Origin of the sequence: Citrobacter sp. Cpo071, assembly GCF_030332765.1 — a bacterium.
GTDB classification, from domain to species: Bacteria; Pseudomonadota; Gammaproteobacteria; order Enterobacterales; family Enterobacteriaceae; genus Citrobacter; species Citrobacter portucalensis.
This window is the reverse complement of the sequence record NZ_JAOWHE010000077.1, coordinates 134,810-156,179: the sequence shown is the minus strand read 5'-3', so window position 1 is coordinate 156,179 and position 21,370 is coordinate 134,810. Positions and strand designations below refer to the sequence as shown.

18 protein-coding genes are annotated in these 21,370 nt (G+C 51.6%); 10 read left to right on the top strand and 8 right to left on the bottom strand.

Annotated features, from left to right (window positions below):
* Positions 1-66 precede the first annotated feature (66 nt).
* A complete protein-coding gene (locus tag OGY09_RS09560) occupies positions 67-909 on the top strand; it encodes a 23S rRNA (adenine(2030)-N(6))-methyltransferase RlmJ (RefSeq protein WP_003827459.1) in 843 nt (280 codons plus the stop codon).
* A gap of 104 nt (positions 910-1,013) precedes the next feature.
* Positions 1,014-2,366 (top strand): glutathione-disulfide reductase, encoded by a 1,353-nt coding sequence (gorA, locus tag OGY09_RS09555; RefSeq protein ID WP_032945299.1) that lies wholly within the window; start codon positions 1,014-1,016, stop codon positions 2,364-2,366.
* Between the two features lie 15 nt (positions 2,367-2,381).
* On the opposite strand, the gene OGY09_RS09550 is transcribed toward gorA, so the two are convergent.
* Positions 2,382-2,810: a hypothetical protein gene (locus OGY09_RS09550; RefSeq protein WP_032945301.1), complete on the bottom strand. Its 429-nt coding sequence runs from the start codon at positions 2,808-2,810 to the stop codon at positions 2,382-2,384.
* A 191-nt stretch (positions 2,811-3,001) separates the two neighbouring features.
* Between OGY09_RS09550 and OGY09_RS09545 the strand changes: the two genes are divergently transcribed.
* Positions 3,002-3,724 carry a hypothetical protein gene (locus tag OGY09_RS09545; RefSeq protein WP_032945302.1) on the top strand — a complete coding sequence of 241 codons (723 nt, stop codon included), beginning with the start codon at positions 3,002-3,004 and terminating at the stop codon, positions 3,722-3,724.
* A gap of 110 nt (positions 3,725-3,834) precedes the next feature.
* Here the strand turns inward: OGY09_RS09545 and OGY09_RS09540 are convergent, their stop codons facing one another.
* Positions 3,835-5,229: a cytochrome-c peroxidase gene (locus OGY09_RS09540; RefSeq protein WP_003837773.1), complete on the bottom strand. Its 1,395-nt coding sequence runs from the start codon at positions 5,227-5,229 to the stop codon at positions 3,835-3,837.
* Between the two features lie 427 nt (positions 5,230-5,656).
* Here OGY09_RS09540 and OGY09_RS09535 point away from each other — a divergent pair, with 427 nt between their 5' ends.
* A complete protein-coding gene (locus OGY09_RS09535) occupies positions 5,657-7,306 on the top strand; it encodes an alpha,alpha-trehalase (protein ID WP_003827453.1) in 1,650 nt (549 codons plus the stop codon).
* Between the two features lie 27 nt (positions 7,307-7,333).
* Here the strand turns inward: OGY09_RS09535 and OGY09_RS09530 are convergent, their stop codons facing one another.
* The gene (locus OGY09_RS09530) at positions 7,334-8,923 is read right to left on the bottom strand and encodes an STY4199 family HEPN domain-containing protein (RefSeq protein WP_032945303.1); all 1,590 of its coding nucleotides are present in this window, start codon (positions 8,921-8,923) and stop codon (positions 7,334-7,336) included.
* A gap of 167 nt (positions 8,924-9,090) precedes the next feature.
* Between OGY09_RS09530 and OGY09_RS09525 the strand changes: the two genes are divergently transcribed.
* Together OGY09_RS09525 and OGY09_RS09520 are read left to right on the top strand one after the other, a co-directional pair.
* Positions 9,091-9,630, top strand: a complete 540-nt coding sequence (locus OGY09_RS09525) for a GNAT family N-acetyltransferase (protein WP_032945305.1) — start codon at positions 9,091-9,093, stop codon at positions 9,628-9,630.
* Between the two features lie 86 nt (positions 9,631-9,716).
* Positions 9,717-10,067, top strand: coding sequence for a glycoside hydrolase family protein (locus OGY09_RS09520; RefSeq protein WP_032945307.1), 351 nt, complete (start codon positions 9,717-9,719; stop codon positions 10,065-10,067).
* A gap of 15 nt (positions 10,068-10,082) precedes the next feature.
* Here OGY09_RS09520 and OGY09_RS09515 read toward each other — a convergent pair whose 3' ends face one another.
* Together OGY09_RS09515 and OGY09_RS09510 are read right to left on the bottom strand one after the other, a co-directional pair.
* On the bottom strand, positions 10,083-10,688 hold the full coding sequence (locus OGY09_RS09515) for a helix-turn-helix transcriptional regulator (RefSeq protein WP_003827446.1): 606 nt from the start codon (positions 10,686-10,688) through the stop codon (positions 10,083-10,085).
* A gap of 371 nt (positions 10,689-11,059) precedes the next feature.
* Positions 11,060-11,818 carry an SDR family NAD(P)-dependent oxidoreductase gene (locus OGY09_RS09510; protein ID WP_032945309.1) on the bottom strand — a complete coding sequence of 253 codons (759 nt, stop codon included), beginning with the start codon at positions 11,816-11,818 and terminating at the stop codon, positions 11,060-11,062.
* A 119-nt stretch (positions 11,819-11,937) separates the two neighbouring features.
* Between OGY09_RS09510 and OGY09_RS09505 the strand changes: the two genes are divergently transcribed.
* The 3 genes from OGY09_RS09505 to OGY09_RS09495 all read left to right on the top strand — a co-directional run bounded on the left by OGY09_RS09505 (position 11,938) and on the right by OGY09_RS09495 (position 15,567).
* A complete protein-coding gene (locus OGY09_RS09505; protein WP_032945311.1) occupies positions 11,938-12,837 on the top strand; it encodes a LysR family transcriptional regulator in 900 nt (299 codons plus the stop codon).
* A 71-nt stretch (positions 12,838-12,908) separates the two neighbouring features.
* Complete coding sequence (gene yhjD, locus OGY09_RS09500) at positions 12,909-13,910, top strand: inner membrane protein YhjD (protein ID WP_032945313.1); 1,002 nt, start codon at positions 12,909-12,911, stop codon at positions 13,908-13,910.
* Between the two features lie 334 nt (positions 13,911-14,244).
* Complete coding sequence (locus OGY09_RS09495; protein WP_275399095.1) at positions 14,245-15,567, top strand: MFS transporter; 1,323 nt, start codon at positions 14,245-14,247, stop codon at positions 15,565-15,567.
* An 83-nt stretch (positions 15,568-15,650) separates the two neighbouring features.
* On the opposite strand, the gene OGY09_RS09490 is transcribed toward OGY09_RS09495, so the two are convergent.
* Positions 15,651-17,711: an AsmA family protein gene (locus OGY09_RS09490; RefSeq protein WP_032945315.1), complete on the bottom strand. Its 2,061-nt coding sequence runs from the start codon at positions 17,709-17,711 to the stop codon at positions 15,651-15,653.
* Between the two features lie 78 nt (positions 17,712-17,789).
* The gene (gene pdeH, locus OGY09_RS09485; protein ID WP_008786408.1) at positions 17,790-18,557 is read right to left on the bottom strand and encodes a cyclic-guanylate-specific phosphodiesterase; all 768 of its coding nucleotides are present in this window, start codon (positions 18,555-18,557) and stop codon (positions 17,790-17,792) included.
* Positions 18,558-18,787: 230 nt separating this feature from the next.
* Here pdeH and kdgK point away from each other — a divergent pair, with 230 nt between their 5' ends.
* Positions 18,788-19,717 carry a 2-dehydro-3-deoxygluconokinase gene (gene kdgK, locus OGY09_RS09480; protein ID WP_008786409.1) on the top strand — a complete coding sequence of 310 codons (930 nt, stop codon included), beginning with the start codon at positions 18,788-18,790 and terminating at the stop codon, positions 19,715-19,717.
* Positions 19,718-19,816: 99 nt separating this feature from the next.
* On the opposite strand, the gene OGY09_RS09475 is transcribed toward kdgK, so the two are convergent.
* Positions 19,817-21,310, bottom strand: a complete 1,494-nt coding sequence (locus tag OGY09_RS09475) for a M16 family metallopeptidase (protein WP_032945317.1) — start codon at positions 21,308-21,310, stop codon at positions 19,817-19,819.
* Positions 21,311-21,370: the final 60 nt, after the last annotated feature.

Below are 21,370 nucleotides of genomic sequence, written 5' to 3'. Positions count from 1 at the left end.
CGGGTAATCCGTGTCGATCTGCTGTAAACTGTGGCAAATCGTCATTTCAGCGGAATTTCATTACCCATGCTCAGTTATCGCCACAGTTATCACGCAGGCAACCACGCCGACGTCCTTAAACACACCGTTCAGAGCCTGATCATTGAATCGCTCAAAGAGAAAGAAAAACCGTTTCTTTATCTGGACACCCATGCTGGTGCTGGCCGTTATCAGCTGAGCAGTGAGCATGCCGAACGCACCGGTGAATACCTGGAAGGAATCGCGCGTATCTGGCAGCAGGACGATTTGCCTGCCGAACTGGAACCCTACATTGGCGTAGTGCAGCACTTCAACCGTAGCGGTCAGTTGCGCTACTACCCAGGCTCTCCGTTAATTGCTCGCCAGCTGCTGCGCGAACAGGACAGTCTGCAATTAACTGAACTGCACCCGAGCGACTTCCCTCTGCTGCGCGGCGAATTCCAGAAAGATGAGCGCGCTCGCGTGGCCAAAGCCGATGGTTATCAGCAGCTGAAAGCAAAATTACCGCCGGTTTCCCGTCGTGGGTTGATCCTTATCGATCCACCCTACGAAATCAAAAGCGACTACCAGGCAGTAGTGACCGGTATTAACGAAGGCTACAAACGTTTCGCGACCGGCACCTATGCGTTGTGGTATCCAGTGGTTCTGCGCCAACAAATCAAGCGCATGATCCACGATCTCGAAGACACCGGCATCCGCAAAATTCTGCAAATTGAGCTGGCAGTACGCCCGGACAGCGATCAGCGCGGCATGACGGCATCCGGCATGATTGTGATTAACCCACCGTGGAAGCTGGAGCAGCAGATGAACAACGTCCTGCCGTGGCTACACAGCAAACTGGTTCCGACAGGAACCGGGCATACTTCCGTAAGCTGGATAGTGCCGGAGTAATCGCAGCCATCGGTGGAACCTTTTAATATCAGGTATACAATCGCGAATATTTTGGCGGATGGCGTAACGCTTCTCCGCCCTACAATGAACATAAAGGAGCGGTCATGACCAAGCACTATGATTACATCGCTATTGGCGGCGGCAGCGGCGGTATTGCCTCCATTAACCGTGCAGCAATGTACGGTCAAAAATGCGCACTGATTGAAGCCAAAGAGTTAGGCGGCACCTGCGTTAACGTTGGCTGCGTACCGAAGAAAGTGATGTGGCATGCCGCACAGGTCCGCGAAGCGATCCACATGTACGGTCCGGATTACGGTTTCGACACCACCATCAATAAGTTCGACTGGGATAAACTGATCGCCACGCGTACCGCTTATATCGATCGTATTCATACCTCGTACGACTACGTGCTGGGCAAAAATAATGTCGATGTGATCAAAGGCTTTGCGCGCTTCGTTGATGCAAAAACCGTTGAAGTGAATGGTGAAATCATCACTGCCGATCATATTTTGATTGCCACTGGTGGTCGCCCGAGTCGCCCGGCTGTCCCTGGCGCGGAATACGGTATTGATTCTAATGGTTTCTTTGAGCTGCCAGCGTTACCAGAACGCGTGGCTGTTGTTGGTGCAGGCTACATTGCCGTTGAGCTGGCTGGTGTGATTAACGGCCTGGGTGCCCAAACGCACCTGTTCGTACGCAAACACGCGCCGCTGCGTAGCTTTGACCCGATGATCGTCGACACGCTGGTTGAGGTAATGAACGCCGAAGGCCCGACTCTGCATACTCACGCGATTCCAAAAGCGGTTGTTAAAAACGCTGACGGCAGCCTGACCCTGCAACTGGAAGATGGTCGTAGCGAAACGGTAGACTGCCTGATTTGGGCGATTGGTCGTGAGCCAGAAACGGACAACTTCAATCTGGCTGTTACCGGCGTGAAAACCAACGAAAAAGGCTACATCGTCGTTGATAAATTCCAGAACACCAGCGTGCCGGGTATTTATGCCGTCGGCGACAATACCGGTGCCGTTGAGCTGACGCCGGTTGCCGTTGCCGCGGGCCGTCGCCTGTCCGAGCGTCTGTTTAATAACAAGCCGGACGAGCATCTGGACTACAACAACATCCCGACCGTGGTCTTCAGCCACCCGCCAATTGGCACCGTGGGCCTGACCGAGCAGCAGGCTCGCGAACAGCACGGCGATGACCAGGTGAAAGTGTATAAATCATCATTTACCGCGATGTATACCGCTGTCACCACACACCGTCAGCCGTGCCGCATGAAGCTGGTATGCGTCGGTCCGGAAGAGAAAATTGTCGGTATTCACGGTATTGGTTTTGGAATGGATGAAATGCTACAAGGCTTCGCGGTCGCGCTGAAAATGGGCGCAACCAAGAAAGACTTTGATAACACCGTTGCGATTCACCCAACGGCGGCAGAAGAATTCGTTACCATGCGTTAATCTGAATGACCGGTGTCAGGAAATGAGCAATTCCCCGACACCGGTACACTCTTCAAAAACAAACATCCTCCGATGCACATTCAGCAGACGCATTCCCGCCACATTGCAACGTCGTAGAACCACAGGCTGTACGATCACGCAGTATGAAAACCAAACATTCCGCATGACACAATCTTCGAAAATAAGATTTTCAAGATAACAACGATTCAGAGTTAAATTTGCGAAAAGAATATTATTAAAACTACTATTAATTAAATTACTGCGAAAGAATATCGCTTTTACAGGCTGACTCTGAATATGCTGATCTATGAATTGCTGGTGTTCTTGCAAGCCATTCACAGCAAATTGCGTGGATTTATCTCCTTGATGTTGCAAAGTATTCTTCTCACGAGTATTTTGCAAACACAAAGGGGTAATCCCCTGACGCTTAGCGTTAAGGTTCATAAAGATTCCAATAATTGTGACGTTATCCGGACAGATAACAAATAAGAGGGACCTTTAAATGACCTGTTTAGCTACCTGGAAACAAGACCGTTTTTATCCAGTTATTTGCAGAGTTGCGTAACGATATAAAAGTTCAAAAACACAGTTATTACACAAACAAAAAAGAATAATTTCACTTAGGTGTATATTTCATGCCAAAAAGTAAAAGCAGTAATTGTATCCTGGTCATTGAATCCCCTTGGAAACTGGATGACCATGATTCCAATCGTTCTTCGGTCGTTCCATTTATTCAAGGAATCGCCAGACTCCAGGGCGACACTGAGGTCTATTTTCTAAATTTCTACAATAAGAAGAGTTTCGAAATTGCCCTTAAGTGCCTGTGTATGCAGGTTTTTCGCAATACAATTGTTTACGTCGCAGCGCATGGTAGCGAATCACACATTGGCGGCATTTTGCTGAAAGATATTCTAAAAGCAGTCAGTGAAAAAGCCGCAGACAATAACATCAGTGGGTTGATGCTGGGATCGTGTTTTGCAGGAACCAAAACTCAGCTGTTGAAAGAGTACACTCAGGGAAGTGGTTTGCGCTGGTGTGCAGGTTACTCTTCATCATGTGACTGGTTGACCGGAACAATGATTGACAGCGCTATCATCAGTAACGCCCTCAGCATTAAGAAGTCACATTACGCGAGTCGCGAGAAAATGGTTCAGGCTTTCGCTTGTGCAGTTGCGCCTTTTGCGCCCGGTGCCGTCATCGGCCAGAACAAAAAAGACAACAGCGTTCCCCTTTATCAATCGTTGAAGATTGTTATTCAACCTGAAGGTCAGGGGTACCATGCTCTCGTTTCCTCTGAAGAAATATTTGCGCAAGCACAAGCAAACTATGTGCAGGAAGAAGAGGAATACATTGCTTAACTCATCACCCGATATCGACGTGCTGTTGTAACCGAGCAGGCATGTTATACCGGTTCATGGAGAAGAATTATCCAGCCTGCAAAACGCGTCAGGCTGGATAACGCCAGAGGTTATTTACCCTGCATATATGGCGTATACACGCCGTTTAAGCTTTCGAGGAACGCCACGATATCGTCGATATCTTCCTGCGGCAGTTCTTTACCCACCTGATAACGCAGCATCAGTTTTACCGCGCCATCGAGCGTAGGCACATCACCGCGATGGAAATAAGGCGCGGTCAGCGCAACGTTACGCAAGCCCGGGACTTTTTGACGCAGCTTGTCACGTAATTCATTAGTGACGTTCATGCGGCCAATATCTGCGGCAGTGACCTCACCGAAATTAAAGTCCTTTTTCAAACCCAATGGCTCAAATGAGCGCCCGCCTAAAATAATACCGCCATGACAGGTCGCACACTTATTATCTTTAAACAATTGATAGCCATGTTTCTGCTGAGCAGTTAACGCCGCTTCATCGCCGCGTAGCCATTTATCAAACGGCGAATTTGGCGTAATTAGCGTTTTCTCAAACTCAGCAATCGCATCGGTAATATTATCCCCGCTGAATCCCTGCGGATAAACCGCGATAAACTCTTGCTTCAATTGCGGATCTTTATCCAGTTTCTGGATAATTTCATCCCAGGATTTAGACGCCATTTCGATAGGGTTCAACGGCGGGCCGCCTGCCTGCGCCTGCAATGTTGGCGCACGACCATCCCAGAATTGTTCAACGTTGAAGACCGAGTTAAACACCGTCGGCGCATTAATCGGGCCAACGGCGCCACCTACGCCGATCGACGTTTTCCGGCCATCCACGCCGCCTGCATTCAGGGCGTGGCAATGCGCGCAAGAAATCGTGCTGTCGCCTGAAATACGCGGGTCGTGGTAAAGCGTAAAGCCAAGCGCTACTTTGCGGGCATCGGTCGGGATACTTTCTGGTATCGGTTGTACCGGTTCATTACGATGCTGCGCGGCGGTATCGTTACTGGCGTAATACTGCTCACGCTGTTTCGCAATCCAGCCCAGGATCTCGGCTCGCTCCGTATCGCTGACCTTCCCGGCCCAGTGCAGCGCGGTATATCGCGTTGGCGGCATGGTGTCGTACTGCATCACCCATTCAATTTTATTCAGGTCGCTTTGCGAAACGGGTTTATCTGCGACCAGCGCCGCACGAACGGCTTCAAGATTGAATGATTTGTATCCCAGTTGAATATCATAATTCATCAACTGCTTAGCGACAGGAAAAGAAGAATAGAAAGGTAATTCAGCTGAAGGCGTGTGACAATAATCGCATCCTTTTTCGCGTAAAAATCCTAATACCTTATTATTTTCTTCCAGCGTAGAGGCCTGAACATCAGCCTGTTTGCTACGTTGATTATCGTGATACCACACATAACCGGATAATCCAAAATAACAAATCACGACGCCAGCTATGGCAATCGCGGTAAGACGGGTAATGATTTTCATTATTTTACCCTCACCGTTGTGAGTTATTGTGACCCAGAAAAATTAGAATAATTAATGCACAGTCTTTGTCAGACCTGACCATCATAGGAAATAAGGGGATTACTATTTTGATAAGTATCAAGCAATTACATGGAGGAGAACTATCAATAGAATAGCCTGCGCCTATTATAGAGATAAGGCGCTACCTGTCTTTGTTCACACCTCGTTGCAATCGAATGCTCTGAAAATGGAATATATTCAGATCATGCAGAACTTTGAATTATCCATTATTTTCATTGGGATAGTCTGATTCTTTAAATTTTGCTCAACATTAAAACGTGATCAACCGCACGCTTTACTCACCCGACACCGAAGCGAGTGTCTACGCTTAACTGACGACCGGGCAATAGCCTTAATCTTTCAACGTCCATCGGAGGTCTTTCTCATTATGCTCAACCAGAAACTACCCCACGCCCCTTCTGAAGAAATGACGATCGACATCGATCTGCTTTATGAAATGGATCCGTGCGAGTTAAAGCTGGATGAAATGATTGAGGCGGAGCCTGAGCCGGAGATGATTGAAGGGCTTCCCGCTTCAGATGCGTTAACTCCTGCCGATCGTTATCTCGAACTGTTCGAACACGTCCAGTCATCCAAACTGTTTGCGGATAGTAAAACCTTCCCTGATTGTGCGCCCAAAATGGACCCGCTGGACATTTTAATCCGTTATCGCAAGGTTAAACGCCATCGGGACTTCGATCTGCGACGCTTCGTCGAGAACCATTTCTGGCTCCCGGAAACGCCCTCCAGCGAATACGTTTCTGACCCGGAAAGTTCGCTGAAAGAGCATATCGATCAACTGTGGCCGGTGCTGACGCGCGAGCCGCAGGACCACATTCCCTGGTCCTCGCTGCTGGCGTTACCGCAGTCATACATTGTGCCAGGCGGGCGTTTTAGCGAAACCTACTACTGGGATTCCTACTTTACCATGCTGGGTCTGGCAGAGAGCGGCCGCGAAGATCTGCTGAAATGTATGGCAGATAACTTTGCCTGGATGATTGAAAACTATGGTCACATCCCGAATGGCAACCGTACTTACTATCTGAGTCGCTCACAGCCACCCGTTTTTGCCCTGATGGTGGAGCTGTTTGAAGAAGATGGCGTACGCGGCGCGCGTCGTTACCTTGATCATCTAAAAATGGAGTACGCGTTCTGGATGGATGGCGCCGATTCCCTGGTACTCAACCAGGCCTACCGCCACGTGATCAGAATGTCGGACGGCTCTCTACTTAACCGCTATTGGGACGATCGTGATACGCCGCGCGATGAGTCATGGCTTGAAGACGTCGAGACCGCCAAGCATTCGGGTCGCCCGCCCAATGAAGTGTATCGGGATTTACGCGCGGGCGCGGCTTCTGGCTGGGATTATTCATCGCGCTGGCTGCGCGACGCAGGCCGCCTTGCCAGCATACGCACCACGCAGTTCATCCCAATTGACCTGAACGCATTCCTCTACAAGCTGGAAAGCACTATCGCCAATATTTCCGCGCTGAAAGGTGACAAAGAAACGGAAGCGCTGTTTCGCCAGAAAGCCAGCGATCGTCGTGATGCGGTAAACCGCTATCTCTGGGACGATGAAAACGGCTGCTATCGCGATTACGACTGGCGGCGCGAACAAATGGCCCTGTTTTCTGCCGCCAGTATTGTGCCGCTGTATGTCGGTATGGCAACGCATGAACAAGCCGATCGGCTTGCTAACGCAGTTCGCAGTCGCCTGCTCACGCCCGGTGGCATTTTAGCCACGGAGCATGAAACCGGGGAACAATGGGATAAACCCAACGGCTGGGCGCCGCTGCAGTGGATGGCGATCCAGGGCTTCAAACTGTACGGTGACGACCATCTCGGGGATGAAATTGCCCGTAACTGGTTGAAAACGGTGAATCTCTTTTATCAGGAACACCACAAACTTATCGAAAAATACCACATAGCCGACGCAGCGCCGCGCGAAGGCGGCGGTGGGGAATATCCGTTGCAGGACGGCTTTGGCTGGACCAATGGCGTGGTGCGCCGACTCATCGGTTTGTATGGCGAACCCTAGCAGCTGACGGTCTGAGTCATCAGGCTTTTAGTTAATCGCATCGTACAGCTCGGCGTGAATTTTCTGCCATTTCTTGTTCTCAGGGCTTGGCTGGGCGCGAACACGCAGCTCGGCCTGCTCAAGATCATATTGCTGACGCGCAACGACCGCAGGCACGGAACAAAAACTTTGCAGATAACTTTTATGCAGCGAAGTGAGCGATGCCCCATTCGACATCGCATGGCTGAGCGTAGTCATAAACTGTCGGCATGGTTTGCTTTCATCCATCTGCGAAGGGTAACGCAGCAGCAGTCTCAACACCTCTGTATTGCCCGCCGAAAACGCCTGCTCCGTCCACGCCAGCTTCCAGTCCATCCCGCCCTGCAGGAACAGTGACGTCACGCGGGTGTCATTGCGGTCGATAGCCGCCCGCATGTTAAAGGCATCCCAGGTGATGCCCATTCTGGTCACCGCCTCCCGTGCGCTGGGGGCATCGCGTCGCGGTTCCTCCTGCACAATTTCAACGGATTGTCCGGAAGACGCCTGTGGCGCTGGCGAAGTGAATAACCAGAACGCACCCAGCGAAATCGCCAGCACCATCACGCCGACCGCTACCCACAACATACCGGAAATCAGCTGTTCACGTTCTTCCGCAGTGCGCTTGGCCCGCTTTTCCGGCGGATCAATACTGTCTGCGATTTCATGCTTATCGCCTCCCGCTTGCTCGTCTTTTTGCTTTGCTGTTTCCCAAAACTGGCGGACCATGGCCTCATCAGATTCCAGATACGACGCAGGATTAATGCGCGTACGCCGTTCTTCAAATGCCCGTTGCACAGGATGAGTTATCTGTCGGTACTGGTAGTCCAGCAACATCAGTTGTACCGACGTCAGCGGCTGCTGCGCGATAACGCAGTTACGAGCCAGGCGGCAATCATCCAAAAACATGCGTAGCGTGATACGCGGCTCAACAAATGACATGAGCACTGAGGTATCGTTAAAAATCTGCGTAAAGTGGCGAACGAATAATTTCTTATCGACGACCATCAGCGCCAGCTCGCTAAACATCATACCGTCCAGCGCATCTCGTCCTTCGCCCAACTTTAGCCAGCGACGCAGACGTTCACCACCAAAGTGCTGTTTCAGAAAGCTGTTGAGAGGATGTTGATCCGGCCATACCCGTGCAATCAGAGATTTGAGGGTTAATTCTATTGCGCGAAGTTGACGCTGCGCCCGCATCTGAGCATCCGGCTCCACAGGTGCAATTTCGGTTTGATACTTCAGGATGGGCTGTTGCTGGCGTAATTGTTCCAGAGAAGCCACAAAGCGCAGCGCTGAAATCAGCTGGTTTTCACTGACGTCCTGGCCATTTTCATATTGGGGTACACTCTGTTGAAGATGACGTAGCCGCAGAGTGAACTGGCTCAATTGCGCATCATTCATCTGCAACCGTCTGGCGACAGCCCCCCAGCCGCCCAGATTCAGTCGTGCCTGATCCAGTTGCTCGAGAAACCACCGTGGGTCTTTGCCTTCTGCGGCATGTACGCCTAGCAGCAGTAATATTTCAACCGACGCCTGGCGGATAATCCCCAGACAATGTTCAAAGGGTGTACATGTCGCTTGTAACGCGCTATTGGTCATCATCTTCCCTAAAAGGACCCAAAACGTGCGGCCTCACAATGGTATGTAATTATCTTTTTTAAACGCAACGTTGTGCCGATGTAGACTAGAACACATTCATATAGCAAATAAATAAGTTTTACAGTGACTTCCGCACAATCATTGAAAATTATTCTGGAGATAAGCCTGTGCCTGTACTGCAAACATCACGTCTGCTCTACCGCCCACTGACAGAAAATGACTGGACGTTCTTCTTAACGCTACAGCAGAACCCAGATGTGATGCGTTTTGTCGCTGACGCACGTACTGAAGAGGAAATACGGACAGCCTTCGACTCCCGCCTGCCTGAATGGTTTCCCGGCAGCCCGCACTGGCTATGTCTGCTCCTGTGCGATAAGACATCGGGAGCACCGCTTGGCGTGACTGGATACATTCAGGAGGGCAATGAATGTGCCGAGGTTGGCTTTCTGCTCGCCCCAGAGGCGCAGGGTAAAGGGTATGGCGCTGAATCTCTGCATGCCGTGTGTGAATACGCATTTGCCAGCGGCGGTCTGCGGCGACTGACCGCCTGTGTCACCGCAGGAAACGAAGCCTCACGGCGTCTGTTGGAAAAGGTCGGGTTCATTCATGAAGGCACGCTACGCGCAAGCTACTGGCTACATCATACCTGGCACGATGACTGGATTTTTGGTCTGTTAAAACAGGAATATCAGCCGCCCACGGCATAGGTCGTTTTGCGGTAAATACTGGCTGTCAGGCAACTAGCGTAACGGCGTGTTTTTTTTAGAATAGGTCTCTTTGCACAGAGACTATTATGCCGCTGCGTTCGACGCATTTCACGCCCGCTTGTATTGCATTTATTAAGCAATGGCAGGGCCTGTCGCTGGAAAAGTATCAGGACAAAAAAGGCATCTGGGTCATTGGCTACGGACACGAAATCACCGCCAATGAATCCTTTGATACCCCAATTACGGTGATGCAGGCAGAAACATTGCTGCTCGCAGATATGAGGATCTGCGAGGCATTCATCCATAAGGAAATGACGCAAATAAAAGACAGGTTTCAGCTGGAAGCATTAATTACGTGGATATTCAGTGTGGGAATTACCCAATTTTGCGCTAAAAAAATCTGGCCGGTGTTTATTTCACAGCCAGAAATATTCTGACTGTGAAATATGTTCCTAGTAAATGGTGTTGTTTAACATCATTGCCGCCTGCGTACGGTTTTTTACCTCCAGGCGCTGGTACAACGATTCAAGATGGGCTTTTACCGTTCCGGTACTGATATTTAACAGTCGACCAATTTGTTTATTAGATTCTCCGGCGGCCAGCATGGTCAAAATCTCCCGCTGACGCGCGCTGAGCAATCTGATATTTTGCCCACCGCTTTCGGTAGCGGTTATGCAGTCTCTGGGGATAAACATCATACCCATCGCGACGCTATTGAGGGCCAGCGTAAAGGTTTCCGCGTCAGAATCGCGCGGAACAATGGCCAGCACGTTCAGTTTAGTGACCTCTTGCAGCCATTTTTTACGGCAGTCCGTTGCGGTCACCAGCACCTTCACCATCGCAAAGCGCTCTGCTATCTGTTGCAGCAAGCTACAGCAGAACTCAGCATCAAGGTCGCCATCCAATATAACTAATGCCTCGGGTTTATCTTCCAGCGTCAGCCAAAGTTCATCTGCCTGACTGACACCCTGAACATCCACTCCTGGAATACGTTGCTGCAAACTTACATTCATTCCATGAATAAATATTGACTGCCTGTCAAACATTACTACCTGCATTATTTATCTCCATCCGAATAGGATATTAGCCTTAACATGCGGAAGGGTATTACCCATAGGGTAAAATAAGAAGTCACCATTTGGCGGGGGGCCATTTTACCGATAGACGGAGAAGAAAGAAGCAGAAGTTATGAATAGTTACAGCTCAACCCGAAGGATCATACAAAGGAACAAAAACAGGTTCGAAAACTAGGGAAAGTCTTAATATTCGACGCTCATGATAAGACAATGAATATTAATTAATATGATTTTATATTTTTAGCTAAAAATAAGATATCTACGACAATGGATAAATCTGTTACAAAATACAATCTAGCATTAAGTGCTTATTCAACGCATGCCGTGACCTGTTGAATAAGCACCTTATGGGTTTACAGGAACATTCCGCCGGATACCTCGATACGCTGTGCCGTCATCCAGGCCAGTTCATCGCTAAGCAGCGCAGCAATGGCATCGCCGATATCATCCGGCAAACCAACGCGTCCCAGCGCCGTTTGCGATGCAATGTACGCATTCAATTGCGCATTATCCCGCACATTTCCGCCGCTAAAATCCGTTTCTATTGCGCCTGGCGCAATAATATTCGCCGTTATGCCGCGCTCTCCCAGCTCTTTTGCCTGATAACGGGTTAACACTTCCATCGCACCTTTCATGGCTGCGTATGCGCTGTAACCCGGTAGCGCAAAGCGGGCAAGCCCGGTCGAGACATTGAGGATGCGACCACCTTTATTCATCAGCGGTAGCAGGCTCTGCGTCAGGAAAAAGGGGCCCTTAAAATGGATGTTCAAAAGTTGGTCAAATTGCGCTTCAGTAAATGCCGGATACGGTGCGTTAATGCCGATTCCGGCATTGTTCAATAAATAATCAAACACGTTACTTTGCCACTGCGTTTGTAACGTTCCCTGCACCTGTTGAACAAACTGAGGGAATGTAGAAATATCACCGACATTCAAAGGTAATGCCGCCGCTTTACCGCCTGATTGGCGTATTTCATCCACAACCTGCTGCGCTTCTTTTTCATTGCTGTTCCACGTCAGGATAATACCGATTCCTTTACTCGCTAGCTTCAGCGCCGCGTTTTTACCGAGTCCACGGCCGCCGCCAGTCACCAATGCGATACGTTGCGTCATAAGAAACCTCATTTCAGGTGTTGTGAAGATTGAGACAAAGCTTATTAGGTGATAGAAGAACAATAAATACTGCTAACTGCGCATTACTGTTTCATTTAGAACAACAATAGGGCATGAGAATGGATAAAATTCACGCAATGCAGTTGTTCATCCGCGTCGCAGAACTGGAGAGCTTTTCGCGTGCCGCAGACACCCTCGGACTTCCTAAAGGTAGCGTATCGCGCCAGATCCAGGCTCTGGAAAATCATCTGGGCACGCAGTTGTTGCACCGCACAACACGCCGCGTTCAGCTCACGCAAGACGGCATGATCTATTACGAACGCGCGAAAGATCTGTTGAGTAATCTGGATGAGCTGGATGGGTTGTTCCATCACGATCCGTCCAGCATCAGCGGCAAGCTGCGCGTTGATATGCCGGTCGGTGTAGCAAGAAACCTGGTGATGCCCCGCTTACCGAGCTTTTTGCATCAGTATCCGGGCCTGGAACTCGAACTCAGCAGCAGCGACCGTCTGGTGGATTTGATCCGCGAAGGTTTCGACTGTGTGGTACGCGTGGGTACGCTGAAAGATTCAGGGCTGATTGCGCGCCCGCTGGGGAAACTCACGCAGATTAACTGCGCCAGCCCGCAATACCTCGCCCGCTTTGGTTATCCGGAAAATCTGGAGGATCTTACCTCGCATGCAGTGGTGCATTACTCGGTCAATTTGGGAACGCGTGCGCAAGGTTTCGAAGTGGCGACAGAAAACGGCACGCAATGGGTTAAAACCGGCGGCATGCTAACGGTAAACAGTACCGAAACCTATCACGCGGCATGCCTTGCCGGTCTGGGCATTATTCAGGTGCCGCGCGTTGGCGTGCGTGATGCCCTGCGCGCCGGTACGCTGGTTGAAGTGTTGCCGCAATATCGCGCCGAGCCAATGCCAGTCTCTTTGCTTTATCCGCATCGGCGCAACCTCTCCCGCCGGGTACATCTGTTTATGGAATGGCTGACTGGCGTGATGAAAGACTATGTGGATTAGTCCATTTTTCAGGATGCGCCCCTGAGCAGGCTATAATGTCATGAGTGAACAAAATAAGGACAACCGATCGGATGACGCAGGAACAAGACGCAAAACACCCTACGCCAGAACATAAACCAGCCTCCGCCGCGCCGGAGAAAAACGCTAAAGCGAACCAGGCGCTGAAAACCGCGCTGACCTTCGCCGATAAAATTCAACGCCAGCCCATCATCGCCCATCTTATTCGTGCCGCAGAGCGGTTTAACGATCGTATGGGAAATCAGTTTGGTGCCGCCATTACCTACTTCTCGTTTCTGTCGATGATCCCAATCCTGATGGTGTCGTTTGCCGCCGCGGGTTTTATTCTCGCTTCGCACCCTACGCTTTTGCAGGATATCTTCAGCAAGATTCTGCTGAACGTCAGCGATCCGACGCTCGCCTCTACGCTGAAAAACACCATCAATACCGCCGTTCAGCAGCGTACGACCGTAGGTTTGGTTGGGCTGGGTATCGCGCTCTATTCCGGCATTAACTGGATGGGGAACCTGCGCGAAGCGATTCGTGCCCAGTCGCGGGATGTTTGGGAACGTACGCCGCAGGATCAGGAAAAAATTTGGGTCAAATATCTGCGTGATTTTGTTTCCTTGATTGGCTTACTGGTTGCACTGATTGTTACTCTGTCCATTACCTCTATCGCCGGTTCCGCCCAGCAGATGATTATCTCTGCGCTGTATCTCGACGGTATCGAATGGCTGAAGCCCGCCTGGCGGCTGATCGGCCTGACCATCTCTATTTTCGCCAACTACCTGCTGTTCTTCTGGATTTTTTGGCGGCTACCGCGTCACCGACCGCGTAAGAAAGCGCTCATTCGAGGTACCTTTATCGCGGCGCTGGGGTTTGAAGTCATCAAAATGATCATGACGTATACGCTGCCATCACTGGTGCAGTCGCCGTCAGGCGCGGCATTTGGTTCCGTGCTTGGACTGATGGCATTCTTCTACTTCTTCGCTCGTCTGACCCTGTTTTGCGCAGCCTGGATTGCCACGGCGGAATACAAAGACGACCCGCGTATGCCGGGGAAAACACACCGCTAATCTTTGTTAACTGGCCGGATGGCGCTGCGCTTATCTGGCCTACGGGAGAGTTTTGTAGGCCGGATAAGCGCAACCCCATCCGGCAATTATAATGCCGCCTGCTCTCACTGATTTAGTGAATAAATCCAACCCGTAACTTTTATTTAACCAAAAACCAGTTTTATCATCCAAGTTTTAAATTGTGTGAAGCATTTCATGGAAGTGAAATCTCAAGCCTAAAAATTATCCCCTTTTTGCTCCATTTTTGACCGACCTCAAAGTTTGTTACAGATTGAAATGTCTCTTTTGCTGTGCGTAATATGACCTTTCGTTCGGCCAAAAATAAGAAAATATTATGCAAGCAACAGCCACAACACTCGACAACGAACAGGAACACACCCCGGTCAACTCGCGCAATAAAGTTGTCGTCGCCTCGCTCATTGGCACCGCCATTGAGTTCTTCGACTTCTATATTTACGCCACCGCCGCGGTGATCGTGTTCCCGCATATCTTCTTCCCGCAGGGGGATCCGACCGCGGCTACGCTACAGTCCCTCGCCACTTTTGCTATCGCCTTTGTGGCCCGACCAATCGGTTCCGCGGTGTTCGGACATTTCGGCGATCGCGTCGGCCGTAAAGTCACGCTGGTTGCTTCACTGCTTACCATGGGGATCTCGACAGTCGTCATTGGCCTGCTGCCGGGCTATGAAACTATCGGCATTTTCGCCCCACTGCTGCTGGCGCTGGCGCGTTTTGGTCAGGGTTTAGGTCTGGGCGGTGAATGGGGCGGCGCAGCGTTGCTGGCGACGGAAAACGCACCACCGCGCAAACGTGCGCTGTACGGATCATTTCCGCAGTTGGGCGCGCCTATCGGTTTCTTCTTCGCCAACGGTACCTTTCTGCTGCTCTCCTGGTTGCTGACCGACGAACAGTTCATGAGCTGGGGCTGGCGCGTACCGTTCATCTTCTCCGCGGTGCTGGTGATTATCGGTCTGTACGTCCGCGTTTCATTGCATGAATCCCCGGTTTTCGCCAAAGTAGCCGCGGCGAAAAAACAGGTGAAAATCCCGCTAGGTACTCTACTGACAAAACATGTTCGCGTGACGATCCTCGGCACGTTCATCATGCTGGCGACCTATACGCTGTTCTATATCATGACCGTCTATTCGATGACGTTCAGTACCGCCGCAGCGCCTGTAGGGCTTGGCCTGCCGCGTAGTGAAGTGTTGTGGATGCTGATGATGGCGGTCATTGGTTTTGGCGTCATGGTGCCGGTGGCGGGCCTGCTGGCCGATGCGTTTGGTCGCCGCAAGAGCATGCTCATCATCACCACGCTGATCATTCTGTTTGCGCTGTTTGCCTTTAAACCGCTGCTCGGCTCTGGCAATCCGGTGCTGGTGTTCGCCTTCCTGTTGCTGGGCTTAAGCCTGATGGGTCTGACATTTGGCCCGATGGGCGCACTGCTGCCGGAGCTGTTCCCGACCGAAGTGCGCTACACGGGGGCGTCGTTCTCATACAACGTTTCGTCGATTCTCGGCGCATCGGTTGCCCCATACATCGCTGCATGGTTGCAGGCGAATTATGGTCTGGCGGCTGTTGGTACGTATCTGGCATCGATGGCGGCGTTAACGCTGATTGCACTGCTGTTGACCCACGAAACCCGCCATCAGTCGTTGTAATTCTTTTGCCGGATGCGGCGTAACCACCTTATCCGGCCTGGGTTGAACATGAAATCCAGGCCGGATAAACATCCGGCCAGACATCACTTCTTCATCTGCGACAGGATCGTCCGGCACTGATTCGCGTCACCCTCTGACGGCGAAATCAGCGCCAACAAGGCTGCCGCGGGAGTGACTAACGTGGCTAATGCGGCAGCAACCGCACCGCGCGCAATCAGCGGTCCGGCCTTCACGCCAGCCTGCGGATTCTTAAAGGTGCCGCGAACATACAGCGGCGAACGCAGAGTAATAATACGAATCCCTTTGCTCTCCGGATCGATGGTTAAATCCAGTTGCTCCGACGCAAAGCTTGCCGTACCAGTGACATTGATGACTGCGTTTTCCGTGTCGAAAGCAAAAATCTGCGGACGCGCCACGCCGTTAACAATATCCAGATTCGCCGCCGCGCAGTTCACCCGCACTTCGTCATCACCAAATATCTGCCCGACAAGATAGTTCCCCAGATTCAAGCCCACAATTTCCATCAGATTCCGGCTGATCAAGCCGTCATTCATCAGCAGTTTCAGGTTGCCATTGCTGTTACCCAGCAGCGCCGCTACCGAGTTTCCACTTCCGCTAAACCGGGCGTCCCCGTTCATTTCACCGAGCGTTTTCTGCATCAGTTCCACATCGGGCATCAGCGCTTTTAGCTTCAGCCGCCGCGCCTGAATATCCGCCTGTCCCCGCATCGGCTTTTTATCCCCTTCCAGATGGATGCTGGAGACAATGCTGCCTCCCGCAAGACCAAATTTCAGCGGTTGCAGGCGCAGGTCAGCATTTTTCAGGATGATATGAGTGGAGAGATCGCTGATCGGCAGGCTACTGCCATGCTCAATACGCCGTCCTTTGAAACGCACGTCAGCGTCCATCACATTCCATTTATCGGTTTCAAAACGGTCATACGGCAAGACCTTGTCCGCTGGCTGAACGCTCTTCTCACCTTTGCGCTGTTCAGATTGTTTTGCCCGTTCCGCCCCTTTGCCTGAATCCACCCCGATCAGCGGCCCCAAATCGGCCAGCCTCAGCTGGCGTGATTCCACATCGCCCTTCAGCATGGGTCGCGGCTTACCGGTGGTATAGGCCAGCGTTCCGTGAATATCGCTGTCGCCAATGCGGCCATTGAAATCGCGATAATCAAAAACAGAGGATTTTTCCGGGTCAATTTTCGCCACCAGACGTCCGTCGGTTTCAAACGGCGGCGTATCCGGGAGCAGTACGCCGGTCAAATCGTACAAATCCCCTAGCGAATCTCCCGAGAATTTAAGCCGCAGATCCGCCCCGCCCATATTCATCGGATCGTTTATCGTGCCGATAAACGCTACGCGCGTATTGCCCGAACGGAAATCAGCCTGAATCGGGAAAGGCGTATCTTCGCCACGCAGCGCCAGCATTCCGCCTATTTTTCCGCTACCGCTTAGCGGTTCGCCGTTATATCGTCCTTGCGCTTTCAGCCCAAACACGTAGTCCTCGACGCGGGCGTTGCTCTCTTTACCTTTTGCACCGGTCACTTCGCTAAAGGGTAACGGTTTACCCAGCGGATCGACCAGGATCTCAATCTCCGACTTCGTCACCTTATCGTTAATGGCGATACGTCCCTGGTCGAACAGAATGTTATCCAGCCGGAAAGACCATGCGGATGGCGGCGCATCAGGATCGCGGTTTTCGTCCCCAGCTAAGTTAAAGGTCCAGTTATTGTTTTTCTCCGACAGACGGATCAGCCGCGCATCGGGTTTGACCAGCTTGACCCACGGGAGCCAGACGGTTTTTGTCAGCAGTGCCAGCGGGGCGAGCGTAGCTTCAACACGCGGAAGATGCACCATGGTGACGTCGGGAATGTCCGGCGGGTTGCCGAGGATAATATCTTCAGCATGAACATGCGGCCACGGAACCCAGCTACGCCAGCCAGTTTCCTGCTTCTGGCGTTCCCAAACCACGCCCAGGTCACCCCGTATAGCAAAGGGCCGGTTGAGTTCTGTAGAGACTTTCTGGTTGATGGTCGGTTTGAGCCGGTTCCAGTCAAATGTCGCAATCACAATGATGAGTACGACGATCAACAACAAGAAAACCCCTATTACTGAAGTGGTTATTTTACCTGTTCTCGTCATGTCTAACCTCCTTACTTCCTTCCTTGCCTGTCCTAAAGATAGTCCAGCAGGATGAAAAGGAGGTGCACTACGCCCTCATCAAAGCGACAGGATCACCTCTTCAAGCGTATCCAGAGGCACTGGACGAGAGAGAAAATAGCCTTGCGCAGCGAAAGCCGGTGAGTTTTGCACATCGCGCCACTCTTCCAGCGTTTCAACGCCTTCGACAATGACACCGCGGCAATAGCGGTTCATGAGCTGTAATAGTAGTGTGAAGAGATTACGTCCCTCCGGCGTCTTGCGCAGCATGACGAACAGATCCCGCGCCACTTTGATATAGTCATAACTCACTTCACTAAGCGCCGAGAAGTTCGCCATTCCGGTACCAAAGTCATCCAGCCAGAGCGGGCCGAACTCGCACATTGAGGCGAACGACGACCCCTTCGGCAAGCGGATATGTTCCACCAGCTCAAAACGCAGCCACGGCAGGCCTTCAATTATTTTCAGGATTTCGGGATCCTGACGCATCGCAATGAGTGTTGGTCCATCGACATTCACTGAAGCCAGCAGGTTGTTGGCTCTGAAAAAGCCCCCTTTCAGCTCAAGCTGCAGAAGTTGCTCTTTCACTACATCAACACGATGCCGTACAGCCACTTCAGCAAAATAGCGGTCTGGTGCAATACGTTGGGAAGGGTTATCAGGATGGCTCACGACGGTCAGCAGTTCAACGGCCATCAGCCGTCCGTTGGTCTGGTAAATTGGCTGGTAGGTGTAAGCACGCTCGCACTGCAGCCAATAGCGTCTTTCCAGCAAGCTTTCAATACTCGCATCGGGCGTAATGAGCTGCTGGGTAACCTGCTTTATCATCTGAGATGTCCTGTAAATAAGAGTGTGACTGACCGGACTCGTCAAAGGTTATCGGCGCTCAGACGAAGAACTTTACGTTCAGCTGTGCGCAAAAATAAAAACTAAGCGGCAAAAACAACGCAGAACACGTGCTGGCTCAAAAAAATAATGGAACGATGTTTTAATATAGTTGACCACTTAACACCCACAGCGCACACTAACGCTAATTTTTTTCAGAGCAGGTTACGACTATGTCCAGAAAGATTGCCGTGATTGGCGAATGCATGATTGAGCTGTCACAGAAAGGCGCTGACGTTCAGCGCGGATTCGGTGGCGACACGTTGAATACATCCGTTTATATCGCCCGTCAGGTCGATGCGGCGGCACTTTCCGTACACTATGTGACTGCACTGGGTACCGACAGTTTTAGCCAACAAATGCTGGAGTCCTGGCAGGGTGAAAACGTAGACACTTCATTAACCCAGCGCATGGAAAACCGCCTGCCAGGTCTCTACTACATTGAGACCGACAGCACTGGCGAGCGCACCTTCTATTACTGGCGTAATGAAGCCGCCGCAAAATTCTGGCTGGAGAGCGAGCAGTCTGCCGCGATTTGCGAAGAACTGGCGACATTTGACTACTTGTATCTGAGCGGAATCAGCCTGGCGATTTTAAGCCCGGCAAGCCGTGACAAGCTGCTGTCATTGCTGCGGGAATGCCGTGCCAACGGCGGAAAGGTCATTTTTGACAATAATTACCGCCCACGTCTGTGGAGCAGCAAAGAAGAAACCCAGCAGGTGTATCAGCAGATGCTGGAATGTACCAATATCGCATTCCTTACGCTGGACGATGAAGACGCACTGTGGGGTGAAAAGCCCGTTGCCGAGGTGATTGCCCGTACTCACGCAGCTGGCGTTCAGGAAGTGGTAGTGAAGCGCGGCGCAGACTCTTGCCTGGTTTCCATTGCAGGCGAAGAACTGATCGACGTTCCGGCCGTTAAATTGCCGAAAGAGAAAGTGATCGATACCACTGCGGCCGGAGACTCCTTCAGCGCCGGGTATCTGGCGGTCCGTCTGACCGGTGGCGATGCCGCCGAAGCCGCAAAACGCGGCCACCTGACGGCAAGCACCGTCATTCAGCATCGTGGGGCGATTATCCCCCGCGACGCCATGCCGCAATAATTTATTGTTCCTGTAGGCCGGATGAGGCGTTAACGCCGCATCCGGCACTGGGTAAGCCAGGAGCGCTTCACTTGCCCGGCTTACAGGTTACGATACCCTTTACTGTACAGGCGGGATATCCGTCACTTCAGGGTGTGATTCATCCGTTTCAACAGACGTTGCCGCTGCGGTAACGGGCGCCATAATGCTATCCCACGTCGCCTGCAGATCCTTCATATTGAATTCAGGTTCACCCTTCGGCTGCAGCAGAATTAACGCCATATCTTGCGACAGCTGCTGACGCAGGTCCTGATTCAGCATCTCAACGCTCAGGCTGTTGAGGAAGCTCTGGCGTAAACGCTGGTACTGTTCAGGCGCAATATCCACCACCTGATTTTGCAGCGAGCGCAAACGCTGGCTGATCAAAATATCGGTATCGGTACGACCATAGGTGGCAAACAGCTTCTGCAGTTCCAGATTCTTTTGCGCTACCAGCGCATTGAACTCTTCTTCCGGCAGTCCCTTATCACGCACTTTCGCCAGCTCACGCGCAACCGTACCCAGATTGGCGTTCAGCTTATCGTTCGGCGACTCCACGTTAATCGCGCACTGCGCGCGCAGGAACAGCACCCGGCAGTCAAATCCGAGGCCAATGTCTTTGGCATTGTTTTTGGTTAGCTCTTGCTGAATGTGCCAGAACAGCGCCTCACGAGCTAAATCAGCGCGCCAGTAACGTAACAGCGCGGCAGATTCACGGATCGGCTGCCACGGCGTATCCCACATAATAGACAGGCGATCCTGGCGTACCGCATCGGTCATAATACTCACGGCTTCAGCTCGCAGCGGAGAGAGCGTGGGAACCGGTGCAGGCGTTTCGCGTTTTCCTTTTAACTCGCCAAAGGTTTTATTGATTTGCTCAGCTACGCTGCGTGCATCAACGTTACCGACGATGATCAGCGTCATCGCGTCCGGGGTATACCATTTCTGGTAGAAAGACTGAATTTTCGACGCGTCTACCGGCGTTTTCAGCGGATCGGCGGGATCGTGCCCCAACAGGGTCGATCCCTTCAGACGGTAACGCCACCACCCTTCTTTGGTATCTGACGGCCAGGTTGCAACCATATCTTCGCTATTCAGCGCATGATTGACCGTTTCAGAGGTGATGCTCAGTTTACCGGAGATATTCGCCAGATAAGAAAGTGACTCTTTCAGTAGGTCGTTACGGCTGTTAGGCAGACTGAGGTTATACAGCGTGGAATCATAGGAAACGATAACCGGCGGCATGGGACGTTTGGGATCGAACCCCTGCTGCCACAGTGAACGGGCTTGCGTGGCATCGAGGCCACCGCTTTGCGTCAGCGCGATACGCGGGATCGCATGGCTGAAACCACTCTGTTGCGCACTTTCGGTGAGTGAACCGGTATTGACCAGCAGGCGAACCTCAATACGGTCGCTCGGACGCTGGGGAGTGGCTAACACTTGCCACTGTAAACCATTTGCCAGCGTGCCCTGTTGCCACGCTGGATCAGGCTGGAGCGCATCTGCCTGCACATAGCCGGCAGTGGCCATCATCAGCAAGCCGCCCGCTAAAAGTCGAATTTTTGTGCCCTGCATGTGAACCCCTGATCAACTATCCTGGAAATAAAAAGACAGCCCTCGAAAGGACTCTCTGAA

Coding starts and splice junctions, on each gene's coding strand:
- OGY09_RS09550 (WP_032945301.1), bottom strand. CDS start 2,810: ATGAACCTTAACGCTAAGCGTCAGGGGATTACCCCTTTGTGTTTGCAA.
- OGY09_RS09490 (WP_032945315.1), bottom strand. CDS start 17,711: ATGACGAGAACAGGTAAAATAACCACTTCAGTAATAGGGGTTTTCTTG.
- OGY09_RS09530 (WP_032945303.1), bottom strand. CDS start 8,923: ATGACCAATAGCGCGTTACAAGCGACATGTACACCCTTTGAACATTGT.
- OGY09_RS09475 (WP_032945317.1), bottom strand. CDS start 21,310: ATGCAGGGCACAAAAATTCGACTTTTAGCGGGCGGCTTGCTGATGATG.
- OGY09_RS09515 (WP_003827446.1), bottom strand. CDS start 10,688: ATGCAGGTAGTAATGTTTGACAGGCAGTCAATATTTATTCATGGAATG.
- OGY09_RS09535 (WP_003827453.1), top strand. CDS start 5,657: ATGCTCAACCAGAAACTACCCCACGCCCCTTCTGAAGAAATGACGATC.
- OGY09_RS09510 (WP_032945309.1), bottom strand. CDS start 11,818: ATGACGCAACGTATCGCATTGGTGACTGGCGGCGGCCGTGGACTCGGT.
- pdeH (WP_008786408.1), bottom strand. CDS start 18,557: ATGATAAAGCAGGTTACCCAGCAGCTCATTACGCCCGATGCGAGTATT.
- gorA (WP_032945299.1), top strand. CDS start 1,014: ATGACCAAGCACTATGATTACATCGCTATTGGCGGCGGCAGCGGCGGT.
- OGY09_RS09560 (WP_003827459.1), top strand. CDS start 67: ATGCTCAGTTATCGCCACAGTTATCACGCAGGCAACCACGCCGACGTC.
- kdgK (WP_008786409.1), top strand. CDS start 18,788: ATGTCCAGAAAGATTGCCGTGATTGGCGAATGCATGATTGAGCTGTCA.
- OGY09_RS09520 (WP_032945307.1), top strand. CDS start 9,717: ATGCCGCTGCGTTCGACGCATTTCACGCCCGCTTGTATTGCATTTATT.
- OGY09_RS09495 (WP_275399095.1), top strand. CDS start 14,245: ATGCAAGCAACAGCCACAACACTCGACAACGAACAGGAACACACCCCG.
- OGY09_RS09505 (WP_032945311.1), top strand. CDS start 11,938: ATGGATAAAATTCACGCAATGCAGTTGTTCATCCGCGTCGCAGAACTG.
- yhjD (WP_032945313.1), top strand. CDS start 12,909: ATGACGCAGGAACAAGACGCAAAACACCCTACGCCAGAACATAAACCA.
- OGY09_RS09540 (WP_003837773.1), bottom strand. CDS start 5,229: ATGAAAATCATTACCCGTCTTACCGCGATTGCCATAGCTGGCGTCGTG.
- OGY09_RS09545 (WP_032945302.1), top strand. CDS start 3,002: ATGCCAAAAAGTAAAAGCAGTAATTGTATCCTGGTCATTGAATCCCCT.